This is a genomic window from Nonomuraea sp. NPDC005730, assembly GCF_040630865.1.
In the GTDB taxonomy this organism is placed as follows: Bacteria; Actinomycetota; Actinomycetes; order Streptosporangiales; family Streptosporangiaceae; genus Nonomuraea.
Genome location: NZ_JBEXYK010000004.1, coordinates 113285 through 130803, shown reverse-complemented (window position 1 = coordinate 130803; position 17519 = coordinate 113285). Strand labels below are relative to the sequence as shown.

20 protein-coding genes are annotated in these 17519 nt (G+C 69.6%); 15 read left to right on the top strand and 5 right to left on the bottom strand.

What is annotated here, in order from left to right:
* The 4 genes from ABZ444_RS08040 (at position 1) to ABZ444_RS08025 (ending at position 3613) form a co-directional block, all read left to right on the top strand.
* Complete coding sequence (locus tag ABZ444_RS08040) at positions 1-1440, top strand: MFS transporter (protein WP_357994206.1); 1440 nt, start codon at positions 1-3, stop codon at positions 1438-1440.
* 86 nt (positions 1441-1526) lie between these two features.
* On the top strand, positions 1527-2024 hold the full coding sequence (locus tag ABZ444_RS08035; RefSeq protein WP_357994204.1) for a carboxymuconolactone decarboxylase family protein: 498 nt from the start codon (positions 1527-1529) through the stop codon (positions 2022-2024).
* 87 nt (positions 2025-2111) lie between these two features.
* The gene (locus ABZ444_RS08030; RefSeq protein WP_357994202.1) at positions 2112-2585 is read left to right on the top strand and encodes a carboxymuconolactone decarboxylase family protein; all 474 of its coding nucleotides are present in this window, start codon (positions 2112-2114) and stop codon (positions 2583-2585) included.
* A gap of 44 nt (positions 2586-2629) precedes the next feature.
* Positions 2630-3613: an alpha/beta hydrolase gene (locus ABZ444_RS08025; protein WP_357994200.1), complete on the top strand. Its 984-nt coding sequence runs from the start codon at positions 2630-2632 to the stop codon at positions 3611-3613.
* A 44-nt stretch (positions 3614-3657) separates the two neighbouring features.
* On the opposite strand, the gene ABZ444_RS08020 is transcribed toward ABZ444_RS08025, so the two are convergent.
* On the bottom strand, positions 3658-4536 hold the full coding sequence (locus ABZ444_RS08020; protein WP_357994198.1) for a sigma-70 family RNA polymerase sigma factor: 879 nt from the start codon (positions 4534-4536) through the stop codon (positions 3658-3660).
* A 135-nt stretch (positions 4537-4671) separates the two neighbouring features.
* On the opposite strand from ABZ444_RS08020, the gene ABZ444_RS08015 reads away from it, so the two are divergent.
* On the top strand, positions 4672-5130 hold the full coding sequence (locus ABZ444_RS08015; RefSeq protein WP_357994196.1) for a carboxymuconolactone decarboxylase family protein: 459 nt from the start codon (positions 4672-4674) through the stop codon (positions 5128-5130).
* A gap of 28 nt (positions 5131-5158) precedes the next feature.
* Positions 5159-5623, top strand: coding sequence for a DoxX family protein (locus ABZ444_RS08010; protein ID WP_357994194.1), 465 nt, complete (start codon positions 5159-5161; stop codon positions 5621-5623).
* A gap of 112 nt (positions 5624-5735) precedes the next feature.
* On the opposite strand, the gene ABZ444_RS08005 is transcribed toward ABZ444_RS08010, so the two are convergent.
* Both ABZ444_RS08005 and ABZ444_RS08000 read right to left on the bottom strand, forming a co-directional pair.
* Positions 5736-6125 (bottom strand): antibiotic biosynthesis monooxygenase family protein, encoded by a 390-nt coding sequence (locus ABZ444_RS08005; RefSeq protein WP_357994192.1) that lies wholly within the window; start codon positions 6123-6125, stop codon positions 5736-5738.
* Positions 6126-6156: 31 nt separating this feature from the next.
* Complete coding sequence (locus tag ABZ444_RS08000; RefSeq protein WP_357994190.1) at positions 6157-6828, bottom strand: NAD(P)H-binding protein; 672 nt, start codon at positions 6826-6828, stop codon at positions 6157-6159.
* A gap of 453 nt (positions 6829-7281) precedes the next feature.
* Between ABZ444_RS08000 and ABZ444_RS07995 the strand changes: the two genes are divergently transcribed.
* From ABZ444_RS07995 to ABZ444_RS07975, 5 genes are read left to right on the top strand one after another with little or no spacing between them, the layout of a single operon-like run.
* On the top strand, positions 7282-7674 hold the full coding sequence (locus ABZ444_RS07995) for a GntR family transcriptional regulator (protein ID WP_357994188.1): 393 nt from the start codon (positions 7282-7284) through the stop codon (positions 7672-7674).
* Positions 7671-8558, top strand: a complete 888-nt coding sequence (locus tag ABZ444_RS07990) for an ABC transporter ATP-binding protein (RefSeq protein WP_357994186.1) — start codon at positions 7671-7673, stop codon at positions 8556-8558. Before ABZ444_RS07995 ends, ABZ444_RS07990 begins: the two co-directional genes overlap by 4 nt.
* On the top strand, positions 8555-9601 hold the full coding sequence (locus tag ABZ444_RS07985) for an ABC transporter permease subunit (protein WP_357994184.1): 1047 nt from the start codon (positions 8555-8557) through the stop codon (positions 9599-9601). The genes ABZ444_RS07990 and ABZ444_RS07985 overlap by 4 nt, the downstream gene beginning before the upstream one ends.
* Positions 9598-11016 (top strand): S41 family peptidase, encoded by a 1419-nt coding sequence (locus ABZ444_RS07980; RefSeq protein ID WP_357994182.1) that lies wholly within the window; start codon positions 9598-9600, stop codon positions 11014-11016. Before ABZ444_RS07985 ends, ABZ444_RS07980 begins: the two co-directional genes overlap by 4 nt.
* A gap of 12 nt (positions 11017-11028) precedes the next feature.
* A complete protein-coding gene (locus tag ABZ444_RS07975; RefSeq protein ID WP_357994180.1) occupies positions 11029-12183 on the top strand; it encodes an alpha/beta hydrolase in 1155 nt (384 codons plus the stop codon).
* Between the two features lie 290 nt (positions 12184-12473).
* Here the strand turns inward: ABZ444_RS07975 and ABZ444_RS07970 are convergent, their stop codons facing one another.
* The gene (locus tag ABZ444_RS07970; protein WP_357994178.1) at positions 12474-13133 is read right to left on the bottom strand and encodes a TetR/AcrR family transcriptional regulator; all 660 of its coding nucleotides are present in this window, start codon (positions 13131-13133) and stop codon (positions 12474-12476) included.
* A 74-nt stretch (positions 13134-13207) separates the two neighbouring features.
* Between ABZ444_RS07970 and ABZ444_RS07965 the strand changes: the two genes are divergently transcribed.
* The 4 genes from ABZ444_RS07965 to ABZ444_RS07950 all read left to right on the top strand — a co-directional run bounded on the left by ABZ444_RS07965 (position 13208) and on the right by ABZ444_RS07950 (position 16108).
* Positions 13208-13594 (top strand): DUF1761 domain-containing protein, encoded by a 387-nt coding sequence (locus tag ABZ444_RS07965; RefSeq protein ID WP_357994176.1) that lies wholly within the window; start codon positions 13208-13210, stop codon positions 13592-13594.
* 30 nt (positions 13595-13624) lie between these two features.
* The gene (locus ABZ444_RS07960) at positions 13625-13918 is read left to right on the top strand and encodes a DUF1905 domain-containing protein (protein ID WP_357994174.1); all 294 of its coding nucleotides are present in this window, start codon (positions 13625-13627) and stop codon (positions 13916-13918) included.
* A gap of 645 nt (positions 13919-14563) precedes the next feature.
* Complete coding sequence (locus ABZ444_RS07955) at positions 14564-14929, top strand: hypothetical protein (protein ID WP_357994172.1); 366 nt, start codon at positions 14564-14566, stop codon at positions 14927-14929.
* Between the two features lie 957 nt (positions 14930-15886).
* The gene (locus ABZ444_RS07950; protein WP_357994170.1) at positions 15887-16108 is read left to right on the top strand and encodes a hypothetical protein; all 222 of its coding nucleotides are present in this window, start codon (positions 15887-15889) and stop codon (positions 16106-16108) included.
* A gap of 493 nt (positions 16109-16601) precedes the next feature.
* Here the strand turns inward: ABZ444_RS07950 and ABZ444_RS07945 are convergent, their stop codons facing one another.
* Positions 16602-17519 (bottom strand): IS3 family transposase, encoded by a 918-nt coding sequence (locus tag ABZ444_RS07945; RefSeq protein ID WP_357994168.1) that lies wholly within the window; start codon positions 17517-17519, stop codon positions 16602-16604.

Genomic DNA, 17519 nt, shown 5'->3' with positions numbered 1-17519 from the left:
ATGAGTACGCACACCGCACCCCGTCCTGAGCGAAGCGGCCTCGCCCTCCTGGTGATCGCCGCCGCGCAACTGCTGATGGTGATGGACGGCACCATCGTGACCGTGGGCCTGCCCGTCATCGGAGCCGGCCTGCGGATCGACGAGGCGGACCTGGACTGGGTCCTCACCGCCTACGCCCTGGCCTTCGGCGGCCTGCTGCTGGCGGGCGGCCGGGCCGGTGACCTGTTCGGCCGGCGCAGGCTGTTCCGCGCCGGACTGACCGTCTTCCTGGCCGCCTCGCTGCTGGGCGGCCTGGCGGGCAACGAGGGCGTGCTGATCGCCGCCCGCGTCCTGCAGGGCCTGGGCGCCGCCATCGTCGCCCCGGCCGCGCTGTCCCTGCTCGCCGACACCTTCCCCGCCGGGCCCCGGCGCAATAAGGCGCTCGGCGTGTACGGCGCCATGGGCGGCCTGGGCTCGGTCGCCGGACTGCTCCTGGGCGGTGCGCTCACCGAGTACCTGGGCTGGCGCTGGATCATGTTCGTCAACATCCCCATCGCGCTCCTGGTCCTGGCCGGCACGTTCGCCCTGGTGCCCGGCACCCGTGAGCGCGGCGGGCTCGACCTGCCCGGCGCGCTCACCGCGACCCTGGCCCTCGGCTCGCTGGTCTACGCGATCAACCGGGCCGGGTCCCACGGCGCCGGCGACGGGCTCACCCTGGCCTTCGGCGCGGTGGCCGTGGCGCTGCTCGTCGCGTTCGTGGCCATCCAGCGTGGCGCGCGCAGCCCGACGCTGCCGTCAGGCGTACTGGCCGACCGCGGCCGGCTCGGCGCCAACCTGGTCATGCTGCTCATGGGCGCCGGACAGCTGGCCACCTTCTACTTCCTCACCCTCTACATGCAGACGATCAAGCAGTACTCCCCCATGATCACCGGCCTGGCGTACCTGCCGTTCGCCGTCGGCATCGGCCTCGGCTCCGGCCTCGCCGGGCCGGCGCTGCAGGCCCGCACCTCCACGCGGACCGTCCTGGCGACCGGCATGGCGGTGGCGGCCGCGGCGATGGGCTGGTTCGGTCTCCTCACCCCGGACCAGAACCCCCTGTTCGTGCTGCTGCCGGCCCAGCTCGCCGGGGGCGTCGGCCTGGGCATCGGCTTCGTCGGCGCCACCATCGGCGGCGTCCAGGGCGTGGCGTCCCGCGACTCCGGCATCGCCGCCGGCCTGGTCAACACCAGCCAGCAGATCGGCGGCGCACTCGGGCTGGCCGTCCTGGCCGGCATCGCCGTCGCCGCCACCGCGAGCCGGCCGCCGGGCACGCCCCCGCACGACGCGCTCACCAGCGGCTACACCGCCGGCATGCTCGGCGCGGGCGCGTTCTACCTGGCCGCCGTCCTGGCCGCCGTCCTGCTGCTGCGGCCGCGCCCCGTCAGCCGGAGCGCCGAGCGCCTCGGCAGCGCCCCTCGCTGAGCTCCATCGCCCCACCGGTCACGTTCGGCCCGCGGGATCCGTCATAGCGCCGGAACACCGTTGAACCAGAAAGGAAACCCACCACCATGACCAGCACCGAGCAGCAGCACCGCCAGTCGCGCCTGTCCAACCCCGCCGTGCTCGTCCCCGAGCTGAAAGAGATCGCCGGAGCCCTGTTCAAGGCGACCGGGAACGGCTCCGTCCCGGAGGTCACCATCAGCCTGCTCCAGTTGCGCGCCGGGCAGATCGTCGGCAACTCGTACCTGACGGTCCTGCACACCGGCACGCTCCGCAAGGCCGGGGAGACAGAGGAGCGCATCACCGCCGTGGCGTCCTGGCAGGACGCCCCCTACTTCACCGACGCCGAGCGCGTCGCGCTCGCCCTGGTGGAGGCCGTCCTCACCGCGAACCCGGCCGGCGAGCGCGTCTCCGACGAGCTGTACGAGCGGGCGCGCGAGCACTACGACGAGAAGGCGCTCGCCACGCTGATCATGGCCATCGGCCAGGTCTGCTTCTTCATCCCCCTGGCCCTCATCGGCAAGCCGCTGCCCGGGGTTTCGCCGACGGAGCAGTGGAGGCAGTAGCCGGCGGACTCGCTCAGGGGGAGGACCGGTGTCCGCGCCTCACCCTGAGCGCTCCCGGTGCACCGACTTCTCGAAAAGGAACGAATCATGCAAGCACGAATGACCAACCCCGCCTACCTGGTGCCGGACGCGGGACAAGCGATCCAGGCCCTCTTCCAGGCCATGCGGCACGACATGGAGGACGGCGTCGTCGCGCCGGCCACGCTGATGCTGGCCGCCATGCGCGGCAGTCAGATCAACGGCGGCAGCGCCTGCCTGTACGCGGACGCCGCCGAAGCCAGGAAGGCCGGGGTCACCGACGACCAGTTGACCTCGGTAGCGGCATGGCGGCAGTCGCCGTTCTTCACCGACGCCGAACGTGCCGCCCTGGCGCTGGCCGAAGCCGCCGCCCGGATGAACGACCGCTCCGCCGATGCCATCCCCGACGCGATCTGGGACGAACTCGTCAAGCACTACGACGAGCGGCAGCGCGCGACGCTGATCCTCTGGATGGCCACCAGCAACTTCTTCAACACCGTCAACAACATCATCAAAGACCCCGCCGGTACCACGTGGGCCTAGCGGGGCCGCGGTCTCCGGAACCCCTGCACTTGGAGCACCCTCACATGAACCTGAACCGACGTCATCTGATCACCCTCGGCGCAGCGCTCGCCGCGACCGGTGGCCTGGCTGCGACCGCGAGCCCGGCCTCGGCCGCCGTCGGGCCGAACCTTCCCGGCGACGCCGAACTGGCCGCCTCACTCCCCGGCGGCTTCCGCAGCGCCCACGCCCACGTCAACGGGATCCGACTGCACTACGTGGCGGGAGGCGCGGGTGAACCGCTCGTCCTGCTGCCCGGCTGGCCCGCCACCTGGTGGAGCTACCACAAGGTCATGCCGGCCCTCGCCCGCCGCTACCGCGTGATCGCCGTCGACATCCGGGGCATGGGCGCGTCCGACAAGCCCGCGGGCGGCTTCGACAAGAAGACGATGGCACGCGACGTCCACGAACTGGTGCGCGCGCTGGGCCACGACAGCGTCAACATCGCCGGGCACGACATAGGCGCGATGGTCGCCTTCAGCTTCGCGGCCAACCACCCGGCCGCGACGCGCAGGCTCGCGCTGCTGGACGTGCTGCATCCCGACGAGAGTCTCTACCAGATTCCGATGTTGCAGCGGCCAGGCGGCGACACGCACATGTGGTGGTGGGCGTTCAACCAGGTGCGGGGCCTGCCGGAACAACTTCTCGCGAACCGATCACGGTTTCTGATCGACTGGCACTACGGCATCGGGCTCGTCGACCAGAGCTCGGTGACCGACCGCGACAGGGCCATCTATGCGCGCGTTTACGACAAGCCCGAAGCCATCCGAGCGGGCAACGGCTGGTACCAGGCCTGCCACCAGGACATCCAGGACATGGCGACCTACGCCAAGGTGAACGCCCCCGTACTCGGCCTGGTCGCCCCGGACACCCGTCCCTGGTTCGAGGGCACACTGCCCCAGGTGGCCACGGACGTCCGCGACATCGTCACCGTGGACAAGGCGCTGCACTGGCTGTGTGAGGAAGACCCCGAACTGGTGTCCCGGTCGCTGGCCCAGTTCTTCGCCTGACGGCTCCGGCCGGGAACCGCGCGGTCGGCGGCCCGGCCGGACGCCTACCCACCGAGCATCACCAGTTCGATGTCCTCCAGGCATTCGGGGTCGGCGAGCAGGTCGACGTGTGTGATCCGGCCGTTCGCGATGGTGAAGGCGAAGACGACCCGTGGCCGTCCGCCCGGCGCCCACACCAGGCCCGGTGCCCCGTCGATGAGCGCGAGCTCGGCGGCCTGAGCCCGGCCGGCGAAGGTCTCGGCCACGCCGTCCGCCCCTCGTACCAGCCTCGACGCGCCGGAGAGCACGGCGGTGCGGTCCGCGCTGATCTCCACGTCGGGGTCGAGCAGTGCGAGCAGGGCCGCGAAGTCACCGTCACGGGACGCGGCCCGGAAGGCGGCGACGATCTCCCGCTGTCTGACGGAGTCGGTCCCGGCCCCCGGGCCCGTCGGGTGCTGTACGCGCCGGCGGGCGCGGCTGGCCAGTTGCCGGGCCGCGGCCGGCGAACGGTTCACGATCAACGCGATCTCGCCGAACGGCACGGCGAACATGTCGTGCAGGACGAACGCGATCCGTTCCGCCGGCGCGAGCATGTCGAGCACCACCAGCAGAGCCAGGCCGACCGAATCGGCGACGACCACCTCGTGCTCCGGATCGTCCGCCTCACGAAGGCCGGCCATCGGGCCCGGACCGGAGACGCGTAGCGGCTCCTCGCGGCGCGTCCGGCGATCGCGCAGCATGCTCAGCGCCACCCGTGCGACGATCGTGGTGAGCCAGCCCGGCACGTTCCGCACGTCCTCCGCGCCGGCGCGGCTGAGCCGTAGCCATGCCTCCTGGAGCGCGTCGTCGGCCTCGCTCGCCGAGCCGAGCAGCCGGTAGGCCACCGCCCACAGATGGTCGCGATGCTGCTGGAACCAACCGGCCAGCAGGTCCTTCTCCTCCATGACGCCGTCCCTCTCGTGCTGTCTGTAACAGATGACGGAAACGACCGAGCAGATGTGACAGGCGGCGCGCTGTCACAACCTCTCCTCGCGGCGAGTCATCAGGGCGGAAGTCCAGCCGATGAAGCGGAGAAACACATGCAGACACGGATGAAGAATCCCGCCGCCGTCCTGCCGACGGCGATGGCGCCCATCCAGGAGCTCTTCAAGGCCGCCCGTACGGGCGGCGTGCCGGAGACCACGCTGGGGCTGGTGCACCTGCGTGCCAGCCAGATCAACGGGTGCGGCCCCTGCGTGGAGTCGGGGGTCCGTAGCGCCAGGAAGAGCGGCGAGAGCGACGAGCGGACGGGGCTGGTCGTCGCCTGGCGGGAGACGCCGTACTTCACCGACGCCGAGCGGGCCGCGCTGGCCCTCACCGAGGCCGCCACCCGGCTCGCCGACCGCAGCGACCCGGTCCCCGACGACATCTGGGACGAGGCGGCCCGGCATTACGACGAGGCGGGACTGGCCGCGATCATCCTGATGGCCGCGGTCACGAACCTGGCGAACCGGCTCAACGTCACCACCCGGCAGCTCGCCGGCCAGAAGTGGGGCTGAGTCGCATGGCGAACACGACGGAGGGCTCATGACCGCACGTCCCTGGCCGCGACGGCTCGCCACAGTCCTCTACTGGTATCTGGCCGCGTCGTTCTTCATCGGCTTCGTCACCAAGTTCTGGCCCGGGCCGACCTTCTTCGGTCCGGCCTACGCGGAGAAGTTCGTCGACTGGGGTTGGCCGCCGTGGATGCGGTTCGTGGTCGGCGCACTGGAGCTCGTCTTCGGGCTGATGATGCTCGTGCCGCGGCGGCGGGTCAGGTTCATCGGCGCGGCGGGGCTGGTGTTCGTGCTGATCGGCGCGGTGACGACGCACCTCATCGACGTCGCCCCCTTGTATGAGGAGGTGTCGGCGCCGCTGCACCTGATCATCATGATCGGCGTGGCGCTGGCGAACTGGCCGGCGGACTGGCGGGACCTTCTCCACCCCCTCGACGACCGGAGCGTCCGCGCGGCGCCGAGCCCGTCGGTCGGCCGGGCGTCGACCGTTCGGTAGGGGAAACCGGCATGGCCCTGATCAATTTCGTGATCATGGCCATGCCGTACACAACACCATGGCCCGGGTATCCGCATGTCCTTCAGCGGATGCCCGGGCCATAGCGCCGGCTTCAGCTCGTCACCGGTGCGGCGCTTCCGTCGCGGGCGGGCTGGAGGTCGACGATGACCTCGTAGATGCTGGGCCGCGCGGTGATGTGCAGGCCGGGATCATTGAGCAGCCGCTGCGCGCTCTCCTGCCATTCGGGTCTGCCCAGCGCCTCTTCGAGCCGCCTCCCGCTCTCCCAGTGGGCCACGTTGACGAACCGCAGCTCGGCGTCGTCGATCATCGATCGGTGCAGCCGCGCCCGGACGAATCCCGGCTGCCTTGCCATGATCTCGGCGTTCTCCATCCACAGCGGCAGGAACGTCTCCGACTCCTCCACCGGGACGGTGAAGGCGTTGATCATGGTGATCGGCTCGTCGACCGGCGTCTCGGTACGGGTGATCGGAACTTCATTCATGATTTCTCCCTTGTGATCGGTGAGCGGAGGGTCAGTTCGCCATGCCGAGGACCTGCTCGACCGTTTCCGGCCGGTCGAGCACCGCGAGCATGGCGTGGGCCACGTCGGCGCGTGAGACGTACCGGCCGCCCCGCACGTTCTGTCCCACCGCCGTCCGGTAAGTGCCGGTCACCGGCTTGTCGGTCAGTTGCACCGGCCGGAGCACCGTCCAGTCCAGGCCGCTGTCGCGCACGTCGTCCTCCATGACGGCCAGGTCGAGGTACTGCGGGCGGAGCGCGGCCTTGACGATCGGATACACCACGTAGCGCAGGAACGGCCCGTCGCCGGGGTCGTGCCGGGGCGGGTTGGGCCGTCCGGGTGAGGGGGTGGTGCCCACCGGGGCGGCGCTCACCACGACCAGCCGACGGGTCCCGGCGACCTGCATCGCCGCCAGGATCGCCTTGGTGCCCCTGGAGGCCACCCCGGCCGCGGCGTTGTTCGGCGGGCCGAGCGCCGACAGAACGGCATCGGCTCCTTCGACGGCGGGCAGCAGCGTCGTGACGTCGGCCGTGGCCAGGTCGGCGGCACGCACGACGCGGACCGGCTTCCCGTCCAGCTTGGCCGGACTCCGTACGACGGCCGTGACGTCGTGCCCCTTGGCCAGAGCCTGGTCGAGCAGTTGCCGGCCGACGCCGCCACTTGCGCCGAAGACGGTGAGTTTCATGGACGAATCCCTCCGGGTTCGTGGAAAGGGGGTTGCCGAGGCAGGCGATCCCTGCGCGTGGGCGGCGGCCGGCGGGACGGCCTCGAAGACGCCCCGGTCGCTGACATATACGGACACCCACTTGCTCGCGTTTCGTCTTCGCCTGTACGACGACGCGGACACGGCGAAGGTGACGACTCTCGCGAGGGACGCTCCGCGAGGTGCCGGCGGCCGAGCCCGTTCCGTCGCCTCCATGACCCGGCGCGCGGCGGAAATGTGACAGCTGGTGGGGCAGGCGCAAGGTTCGAACCTGCGCAGGCCGAGCCGACCCGGCCACCGTCCTGCGCATGCCTCGCGACCACGACGAGGCGAACGCTGCCGCGCGCCCCCGGGCGCGGCCTGTACAGCGCTCTTTATGATCCTTTAACATCTGGAACTCTAAAGTGCTAGCAAGCTAGATAAATGGAGAAGCCGGTGATCGAGTTCCATCTGGACGGCAGGTCGGGTGTTTCGCCGTACCTGCAGCTGGTCCAGCAAGTACGGCAGGCGCTGCGGCTCGGCGTGCTGCGCGAGGGCGACCAGATGCCGACCGTCAAGGAGGTCGTGGCCCACTTGGCGATCAACGCCAACACCGTCCTGAAGGCCTACCGGGAACTCGAGCACGAGGGCCTGGTCGCCGCCCGGCCGGGGGTGGGGACGTTCGTGACGGCGACGCTCACCAACGCCTCGCTGGCCGCGCACGGCCCGCTGCGGCTGGAACTGCAGCGCTGGCTGGCCAAGGCCCGCCGGGCCGGCCTCGACGACGAAAGCATTGAGGCCCTGTTCATGACCACCTTTCGGACCACCGCTCAGGAGGACATAGCGTGAACCCCGTCCTACAGGCCCAGGGGCTGGGCCGGAGATACGGCAAGCACTGGGCGCTGCGTGAGTGCACCATCGACATCCCGGCGGGCCACGTCGTGGGGCTGGTGGGTCCCAACGGAGCCGGCAAGACGACGCTGCTGAAGCTGGCCAGCGGCCAGCTGGAGCCGACGGCGGGCGGCATCACCGTGCTGGGCGGCCGTCCCGCCGGCGGCCCGGCGCAGTTGGCCAGGGTCGGGTTCGTCGCTCAGGACACTCCCGTCTACACCGGGCTGAGCGTCGCCGATCACCTGCGACTGGGAGCGCGGCTCAACCCCCGCTGGGACGCCGCCATGGCGCGCGACCGGATCGCGCGACTCGGCCTCGACCCCGCCCAGCGGGCAGGCAAGCTGTCGGGCGGCCAGCGTGCTCAGCTCGCCCTCACCCTGGGCCTGGCCAAGCGGCCCGAACTGCTGATCCTGGACGAGCCGGTCGCCTCGCTCGACCCGCTGGCCCGCCGCGAGTTCCTGCAGGGACTGATGGAGGCCACGGTCGAGCACGAATTCAGCGTGGTGCTCTCCTCCCACCTGGTCTCCGACCTGGAACGGGTGTGCGACTTCCTGATCGTGCTCGTCGACTCCCGCGTCCAGGTGGCCGGGGAGGTCGACCGACTGCTGGCCACCCATCACCGGCTCACCGGCCCGCGCCGCGATCCCGACCGGCTCCCGGCCGATCAGCACGTGGTCTGCGCGCGCCACACCGACCGGCAGAGCACGTATGTGATCCGCACCGACGCCCCGATCCACGACCCCGCCTGGACGGTCACCCAGTTCGGTCTGGAGGACCTCGTCCTGGCCTACATGGACAAGCGCACCGCGGACCAGCGAGTCGCCCTGGAGGTGCAGCGATGATCTGGCTGACCTGGCGCCAGTTCCGCGGCTCGGCCGCGACGATGGGCGCCCTGCTCGTCGTCCTCGCCGCCGCCCTGGCCCTGACCGGACCCGGTCTGGCCTCCGACTACTCCGCCGGGATCGCAGCCTGCACCCAGAACGACAGCTGCGGCCGCTTCTACGACCACTTCTTCGGCGGGCACGACACCGAGTTCATGGCCCTGACCCTCGTCGTGCTGCTCCTGCCCGCCCTCGCCGGGCTCTTCTGGGGAGCACCGTTGATCACCCGCGAGCTGGAGGCGGGCACGCACCTGATGGTGTGGAACCAGAGCATCACCCGCAGCCGCTGGCTGGCGGTCAAGCTCGGGCTCATGGGCTTGACCGCCGTGGCCGCCGCCGGCCTGTGCGGCCTCATGGTGACCTGGTGGTCCGACCCTCTGGACAAATCAGCCGCAGAGAACCTGGCTCTGATGGCTCCCCTGGTGTTCGGCGCGCGCGGCATCACCCCGATGGGGTATGCGGCCTTCACCTTCGTCCTCGGCGTGACCGTAGGCATGCTGGTGCGCCGCACGCTGCCCGCCATGGCCCTCACTCTGGCCGTCTTCGCCGTGTTCCAGCTCGCCATGCCGCTGCTGGTCCGGCCCCACCTGGCGCCCCCCATCACCTCGGCCTTCGAGCTCGGCCAGGCAAACGTGGACGGCATCGGCATAAATCGGGACCGAGGCGGATATGTAGAGATACGCCTGAAGACGGCCGTTCCCGGTCACGCGGGTGCCTGGGTCCTGTCCGCCAACCTGGTCGATCCGTCCGGGCGTGCGCTCGGCACCGATGGCGGCTTCGCCGCCGCCCGGATCTCCACCACGTCAGGCCCCTGCGCACCGTCGGCGGGCACCGGGGACAGCTGCATGGTCGAGATCAACCGGCTCGGCTATCGGCAGCAGGCGACCTACCAGCCCCTTGAGCGCTTCTGGCCCTTCCAGTGGATCGAGACCGGGATCTACACCCTGCTCACCCTCGGCCTGTCGTGGTTCTGCTTCTGGTGGATCCACAGGCGTCTGTCATGACCGTCATCAGGATCGCGGCCGCCGGGCTCGCCATCGCGACGGCGGCGGCCTGCGCGGCGCCGACGCCGCCGCGCGGCCAGGCGAGCACGGCAGCCGGTACGGTCTGCGCAGCGCCCCGGGAAGTTCCCGGAGCGGAGACGGCCACCACGATCGACGTCATCGAGCAGGCCTACTTCTGCATCCTCGGCAACTACTACGGCGGCGCCACGTTGGATGCCCGCTCGCTGCTGAGCGCCGGATTCGGCGCTCTGACCCGAGAGCTCAACCGCAACGGCCGCGACGTGCCCGAGGCGGGCATGCCGGCGCTCACCGGTGACCGCAAGACCGACTGGAGCGCCTTCGAGGCCGCCTACCGCAAGACCACCGATCAGGTCCCCGACCTTCGCGACAAGCTGGCCGTCGTCACCCTCGAGGCCATCGTGGCCGGCCTCGGCGACAACCACGCCCGCTGGACGCACGACGTCAAGCGGCCGCCCGACTACTACGACGGCGACGGCTACGGCCTGGGTCTCCTGGCGAACGTCAACGGCCCACAGGTGGAGGGCAACCCCGGCATCGCCCTGCCTCCGCTGTTCGTCACCACCGTGCAGGGCGGCGCGGCGCAAGCGGCCGGGCTGCGCCCGGGCGACATCATCGAGTCGGTCAACGGATCGGCGCCCTTCATCGACGGGAAGGCCACTCCCGCGATCGCCGCCCTCTACCCGGTGTACCCGGAGGAGCGTCCGGTCCGGTTACGGCTCCTGCGGCAGAGCACCGGCCGCCGCTGGAGCGTGACGCTCAAGCCTGGCCTCTACCAGCGGGATCTGGCCGCCCTGCGAGTGGTGACCTCGAAGCTGCTGGACGACGACATCGCCTACGTACGGCTGCGCGGGTTCGCTCCCGACTCCGCGAACAGGGTCTTCAGGGCGATCTCCCGGATGCGCGCCGCCCGGCCCCTGGCCGGCGTCGTGCTGGACCTGCGCGGCAACGGCGGCGGCAGCCCCGTGGAGGCGACCCGGCTGGTGAGCGCGTTCGGCCACGGAAAGGTCACCGCCTACCAGTGCACCGTGGACGCCAAGTGCGAGACCTCGCGGACCGACGACACCGTCGAGCTGCTCAACCTGCCGCTGGTGGTGCTCACCGACCGCAGTTGCGCCTCGGCGTGCGAGCACTTCAGCTCCGCGGTCAAGGACCTGCGCCTCGGCCGGCTGGTCGGCACCAGAACCGCCGGCGTGATCTCCGGCCCGTCACAGTCGTACCTGCTCGGCAACAACACCAGCCTGAGCTTCCCCGCCAAGCACCACCTCGGGCCCAACCGCGAGGTGATCGACCGGATCGGCGTGCCGCCCGACCACCACGTGCCCCTGACCCCGCAGGACGCGGCCGACGGACGCGACCCCGCGCTGGCCAAGGCCCTGACCTTGCTGAACAAGTGAATGGACCTCTCGATGAGACAGATCCTGGCAGTCGCCGCGGGACTGGTCGTCCTGGCCGCGTCCGCCTGCTCCACACCCACGCCGCCCCGGTCCGCCGCACCGTCGGCCACGCCGACCGGCCCCGCCACCCTGCCCGCCCCCACCGGCGCCCATCCGGTCGGCACCACCGCCCTGTATCTGAAGGACGCCTCCCGCCCCGATCCCTGGAACCTCGACGTCGACGCCAGGGAGCTCAAGGTCACCTTGTGGTATCCGACCGAGCAGCGAGACGGGCAGCGGGCGCCGTACATGACGCCGAAGGAATCGGCGCTCACCCTGAGGCGCTTGGGGGTCGCGGGCGTGCCGGACGGCACGCTCAGCGGGACGCGCACCAACGCCATCGCGGACGCCGAACCCGCGGGCCGGAACCTGCCACTGGTGGTGCTGTCCCCCGGCTTCACCAATCCGGTGAACACGCTCACGTCCCTGGCCGAGGACCTGGCCAGCCGCGGGTATGTGGTGGCCGGGATCGACCACACCTACGAGAGCTACGCCACGACCCTCCCCGGCGGGCGGATCGCCGAATGCCTCGCCTGCGACAGCGACACCGACCCGGGCTTCGGCCCGGGGGTGGTCGCGGGACGGGCGGCCGACGTCTCCTTCGTACTCGATCAGCTGCCATCGAAATGGGATGGTTCTAGCCTGATCGACCGCTCCGAGATCGCGATGGTCGGCCAGTCGATCGGCGGGGCGAGCGCCATGGCGACCATGGTGAAGGACTCCCGCGTGCGCGCCGGCATCGACATGGACGGCACCACCTACGCCCGCATCCCCAAGAGCGGGTTCTCCCGGCCGTTCATGTTCCTGGGTTCGCCGCAGCACGTCCCCGGCGGTCGCGACACCTCGTGGGAGCGCGACTGGAAGCTACTGACCGGGTGGAAGCGCTGGCTCGTGCTGTCGGGCGCGGAACATCAGTCCTTCACCGACGGCCCGCTGATGGCCGACGCCCTCGCCATCACGCCCGCCTCCGGCGTTCTGCCCGCGGCGCGCGCCGCCGAGCTCACCCGCTCCTACGTGGCGGCCTTTCTCGACCAGCATCTGAAGTCAAAGCGGCAGCCCCTCCTGGACAAGCCGTCCTCGCGCTACCCCGAGGTCAAGTTCTGCCCCGCGACCTGCGGCCAGTCCTGAGCTTGTTCTTTATCGTCCGGATTGTTGCGCTGAGCGGCGGTTTGATCGTTTCAGGGGCTTGAGCTGCAACCGAACGGAAACGGCGTTGTGGGCCGGGGTGGGCGGAGTCATCGCCGTCTGCAGGTCGCCACGCTACAACGGTCAGCGGGCCGTCGGCGGGCGGCGCGGGCGGCGGGCGGCGGGGGCGGCGGCGAGCAGTCCTGGCATGGCGCCCCGTTCGCCGATGAGGGCGATGAGCAGCAGCCGGTGAACCGACGCCCTGCCAACCCCCGGCCCACGAGACGCCGTCGTCATTCTCGGTGCGGGGCCGGCAGGCCGTAGCGGCTGAGGAACGTCGTGACCGCTTCCTCGCGCTGCCGCGCAAGCTCGCCGTCCTCCGGCGGTTCGGAGTGCGCCGCGAGCGTGAGGCGGTTGAGCGGGTCACCGAGAACCAGCCAGGTGAACTGTTGCGCCGCCACGAGCGCGTCCTCGGCTTCGATCAGGCCCCGTGTCGCCAGGGCGGCGAGCGCGTCGGCGAGTAGATGAGTGTTCCGGGTCCAACTGCGTACGACATAGTCGGCGGCGACGTCCGGGAACCGCGCGGACTCCGTGGCGACCAGCGATCGCATGCGCAGCACCGGCTCGCTCAGCACGCCCGAGTGCAGTACGTGCGCAAGTCGCAGCAGGCCGGCTCGGATGTCCGTGGACTCCCTGAGCGCTTCGGTGTGTGGTCGCATGGCGTCGTAGCCGCGGTCGACCCAGTCGCGGACCACCGCCGCGTACAGCCGCTCCTTCGAGGGGTACTCGCGATAGAGCGTCTGTTTCGAGATCCGGGCCTGGGCGGCCACCTGATCCATCGTCGCGCCGGGATATCCCCGGGTGAGGAACACGTCGCGGGCGATCGCCAGCAGGTCCGCGCCGCCACTGCCTCCTGGGCGCCCGCGTGGCCGCGGCCGTACCTCTGCCGACATCCGCCCTCCTTAGTACTTGACAGTACTATAACCTAAAAAATATAGTACTTTTCAGTACTGAAAGGGGCACCAAGATGCTTGCTCTGGGAATCGCCCTCGCCGCGGTCGCGGCCTTCGTCGTCAGTTCCGTCTACTACGCCCTGGCCACGCCGTTCGAGCGGCGCCGGCTGGGTGCCGCGGCGCTCGACCGCGGACGGCCCGCACCGTGGAAGGCGGCCGTGGAATTGCTGCGCACCGCCCTTGTCGCCGGCGTGTTCGCCTGGATCGCAGCACAGGCCAACCTGTTGGGTTGGCCCTCAGCGATGTCGCTGGCCTTCGTCGCGTGGCTGGGCTTCCCGCTCATCCTGCTCACCGGCTCGGTCCTGTGGGAGCGCGTGCCGGTGGTCACCGCCGCGCTGCACGCCGGGGACTGGCTCCTGAAACTGCTGCTCATCGGCGCCGTGCTCGGCGTCCTGCACTGACAGCACGACGACAACCCGAAAGGACCCGTCATGAACGCCAACCACACGAAGTTCGGACCGCTCGACCGCGAGTTCACCGCTACGCTCGTGCAGAGCCCGGCCAAGGGCGGATGGACCTATGTCGTCATGGCGGACTCGGCCGCCTACTTCGGCACCCGCGGCCTTGTCAAGGTGACCGGTACGGTCGACGGCCATCCGTTCACCAGCTCGTTCATGGCTCTCGGCGACGGCACCCACAAACTCCCCATCGCCGCCCCGTTGCGCCGCGCCCTCGGCAAGGGCGCCGGGGACACCGTGGCCGTACGACTCATCGAGCGTCTCTAGTCCCTGGACGATCTCTTCCAAGGGGTGGCCGGCACGAAGTGAGGGCGCCTGCGGATGGCACAAAGAACCTTCGCCTGGCTGGGTCGCTGTCGCAGGCATGTGCGGATCTACGAGCGCGGGCCCGAGCGTCACAAAGCCCTGATCCGGTGGGCAAGCGTCCATCCGATGGGCCGCCGTCCGCCCCGCGAAGTGGCCGGTCAACCACCCCCATGGCTGCTGAGGCGACCTTCCGCCCCTGCCGGAACTGCGCCGTGGGCCGAAGTGGCAAAGTCCTGGAACTCTTGGTCGCCCGGCCCTGGCGCCCGGGATGGAGGCCGAGCCGCGCAAGGGCCCGCCATGCCTCTGAAACTTGGCCGCGTATTGGCCGCGAGACGCCGTGGAGCACCGTTGATCGTCACAGACGGCCGGACACAACGCGAGAGACCCGCCACCGCGTTTCCGCTGATGTCGGGCCTCTTCCCGCTGGTGGCAGGTGCAAGGTTCGAACTTGCTTAGGCTGAGCCGACGGTTTACAGCGCGTGACCGTTACGGCGGATGCATGGCCTTCCACCTGGGGCGGAGCGACACAAGCACGCCACCCTCCTCATGATCGTTGCACGCATATTTCATGGCGCCAGAAGGCTGCGCTGTACGTACGCTGCCCTCATGGACCGAGAGACGCTCGTTCAGCTCCTGCAGGATGTAGGGGAAGCAGGCCGTGCATGCCGTCGAGCGCTCATGACTGGGGCGTCCTTCGAGATTTGGCCGGACCCGGTCGAGGTGCTCCCACTGACCAAGATCTACCAACGTCGCGCTCGTCTTACCCGCTGGATGGACATCCCGTCCCTCTGCTTTGACGAGGCGGTCACGCAGCTCGGCTCCTGTGGGCTTCAGCACCTCATCCTCGGCATCGTCAAGAGCCCTCAGTCCGACTATCGCTTTCAGCTCTTCCTATCTCCCGACGCTTCACGAGTGGTGGCTTGCCTCGGCGTCAACAAGCAGCGGGCGCGCTCAGCGCGCACCGCCTCCTGACTGATCGTCCCGTCCGCCATCGTCCCGCCCGAAGGGGAAGCGGGCCTTAGTCACGGGTCAAGGTGGAGCGCCCCGCCGGACGAACGACCTTGACCCCGTGGCCCAGGTCTGCTCGGCTTGTCCCGGGTCGATGGCGGGCGGGACGATCAGGTTTCCACCTCAGCCACCTGCGGACCAGACACTCGATGCGCCGATCATCCCGGAGCCGGAGGCCCCTGCCGGAGGCACTGTTTGGTTCGGTGATGAAGCGGGAGGGTTGGCGGCATGGATGTGCGGCGATCTTTTTGGTATCAACTTGGGTCTGCGTGCACCTTCATCTTCTGCGGGTGGGGTGGGGCTGGTGCGGTGTTCGGGCTCTCCGGGTTTCGCGGACCCATGCCGGATGCATGGCTGACGGGGCTGTGGGTGTTTCTCTCGCTGAGCATTCTGCTCAAGCTTGTTGCCGGAGTCGTACACCTGGCGCGGAAGCGAACTGGCCAGGATGTGAAGGATGACCCAGTCGTTGAGTGACCGATCACGGGGATATCCAGACTGGCTTACTGGCTTACTGGCTAGTGAAGCGTGTGCGGTAGCTTGACCCGCCGATTGTGGTGCCAGACGGATCGGCCATGAGTAGTGGCGGCGTGCCGGCGGTCGGCGCGTTGGCTGGATACGGCGCGGCAGTCATGCGGCGATGCCCCGCGCGACGCCCGCGCCGTGACCGGCCCCCAGGCCACAGCGCGGCGCGGGGACGTCCGCGCGGGGCGTACGGCGGCGCGCGCGCCGCTGCTGATACCTACAAGAGCCATTCGGCAATGCCCCAGTTGAGCCCAGTGTCACCAGGTGAAGCAAGAGAAATAGACAGATGTCCAGCCAGTGACCGTCCACTCGTCAGGCGAAACTACCGCCCTGCTCGGCTGATCGAGACCATGGTCAGACGCATGTGACTCCGTCGAGGTCTGGCAGGAGGCCCGTACCTTGGCTCTCACTCCTGCCCAAGTCGCCTCACCGCTCGCTCGGCGAGCGTACGACCTCCGGCTCGCGGCAGTCTCGCTCTGGCTCAACGGCGGCGTCCCCGCCCCAGAGGTGGCGGCCCGTGGCGGCCACGGCGTGGATGTCCTGCTCCGCGTCTACGCCAAGTGCATCGACGGCCAGGAGGAGATCGTCAACCAGCGAATCGCGGACGTACTCACGGCATGAGATCACAAGCAGCACTCCTCGTAGGGCTCCGGCTTCCCCGGGGCCTTTCGGCGTTGCAGGGCCGCATCATCCCGCGTGCATCCCGGAGCCTGCCCGTTCACCTGAGGAAACGCGGCGTGATCCATCCTGCGTATATCCCGTGACCAGCGACAAACGACCGCTCAGAGCTGCCTACGGCTGCATACCCCTGAAACGCAGAAGAGGCCCCGAAGGGCCTCTGACCTGCAGCTACTGCTGGTGGCAGGTGCAAGGTTCGAACTTGCGTAGGCTGAGCCGACGGTTTTACAGTCCCGTTGCGACCAAACCCTGACCAGGGGTTCTTGTCGCCGCTCTCCCAATGTGGCCGCGTATTGGCCGTGCTTGAGGCGGTGAGGACCACACGGCACCTAACGCTTCGGCTCCCCATACCCGAGAGCCAGTTCGGCTGTCAGCTGGCGCACTGACGACCAACGCTCACCGGAGTTGTCAATCCCCTGAAAACGTGGAGACGGTTCTATGCCACAGCGGTCCTCAGCAGGGCCGATGAGGCTTGTCTCTTCTCGATCATGTGACGTTCGAATGTGATGGGCGGCAGCCCGTCGTTGGTGCTGTGCCGCCGGGTGGTGTTGTAGAAGTCGGCGATCCAGGTGGCGATCTTCAAGCGCGCTTCGGCCCGGGTGCGGAACCGGTGGCGGTGCACGTACTCGACCTTGAGGGTGCTGTTGAAGGCCTCGGCGGCGGCGTTGTCCAGCGCGCAGCCCACGCGGCCCATGGACTGGACCACGCCCAGGCGCCGGCATAGCTCCTGGTAGCGGGCCGCAGTGTATTCCGAGCCGCGATCCGAGTGGAAGATCACGCCGTCGATGTCGCCGCCGCGGATGGCCACCGCCATCTGCAGCGAGGCGCTGGTCAGCACGGCGTCGTGGTGCTCGGACATGGCGTAGCCGAGTAGCCGGCGGGAGAACAGGTCCTCGACCGTGGCCAGGTAGAGCTTGCCCTCGTCGGTGTCGATCTGCGTCACGTCGCCGCACCACAGCACGTCCGGAGCGACCGCAGTGAACCTCCGGCGGACCAGGTCCGGGGCGGCGGGCCGCTTGCCTTGCCGGGTCAGCGAGCGCGGCTTGCGGCGCACGCGAGCGACCAGGCCGAGCTCTGCCATCCGCGCCGCGACCGTGTTCTCCGACACCCGCCAGCCCGCCTCGTGCAGGTCACGGGTGACCCGCGGCGAGCCGTAGGTGCCGCCGGACGCCTCGAACGAGCGGGTGATCTCCACATCCAAATCGGCCCGCCGACGTTGGCGGGTGGTCAGCTTGTCCTGGTCGATGCGGTTCTTCCACTTGTAGTACCAGGACTGCGACACACCTAATGCCCGGCAGGAGGTGACGTGGTCGATGCCGTGCTCGGTCTTCTGGGAGCTGATGAAGGCCGCCAC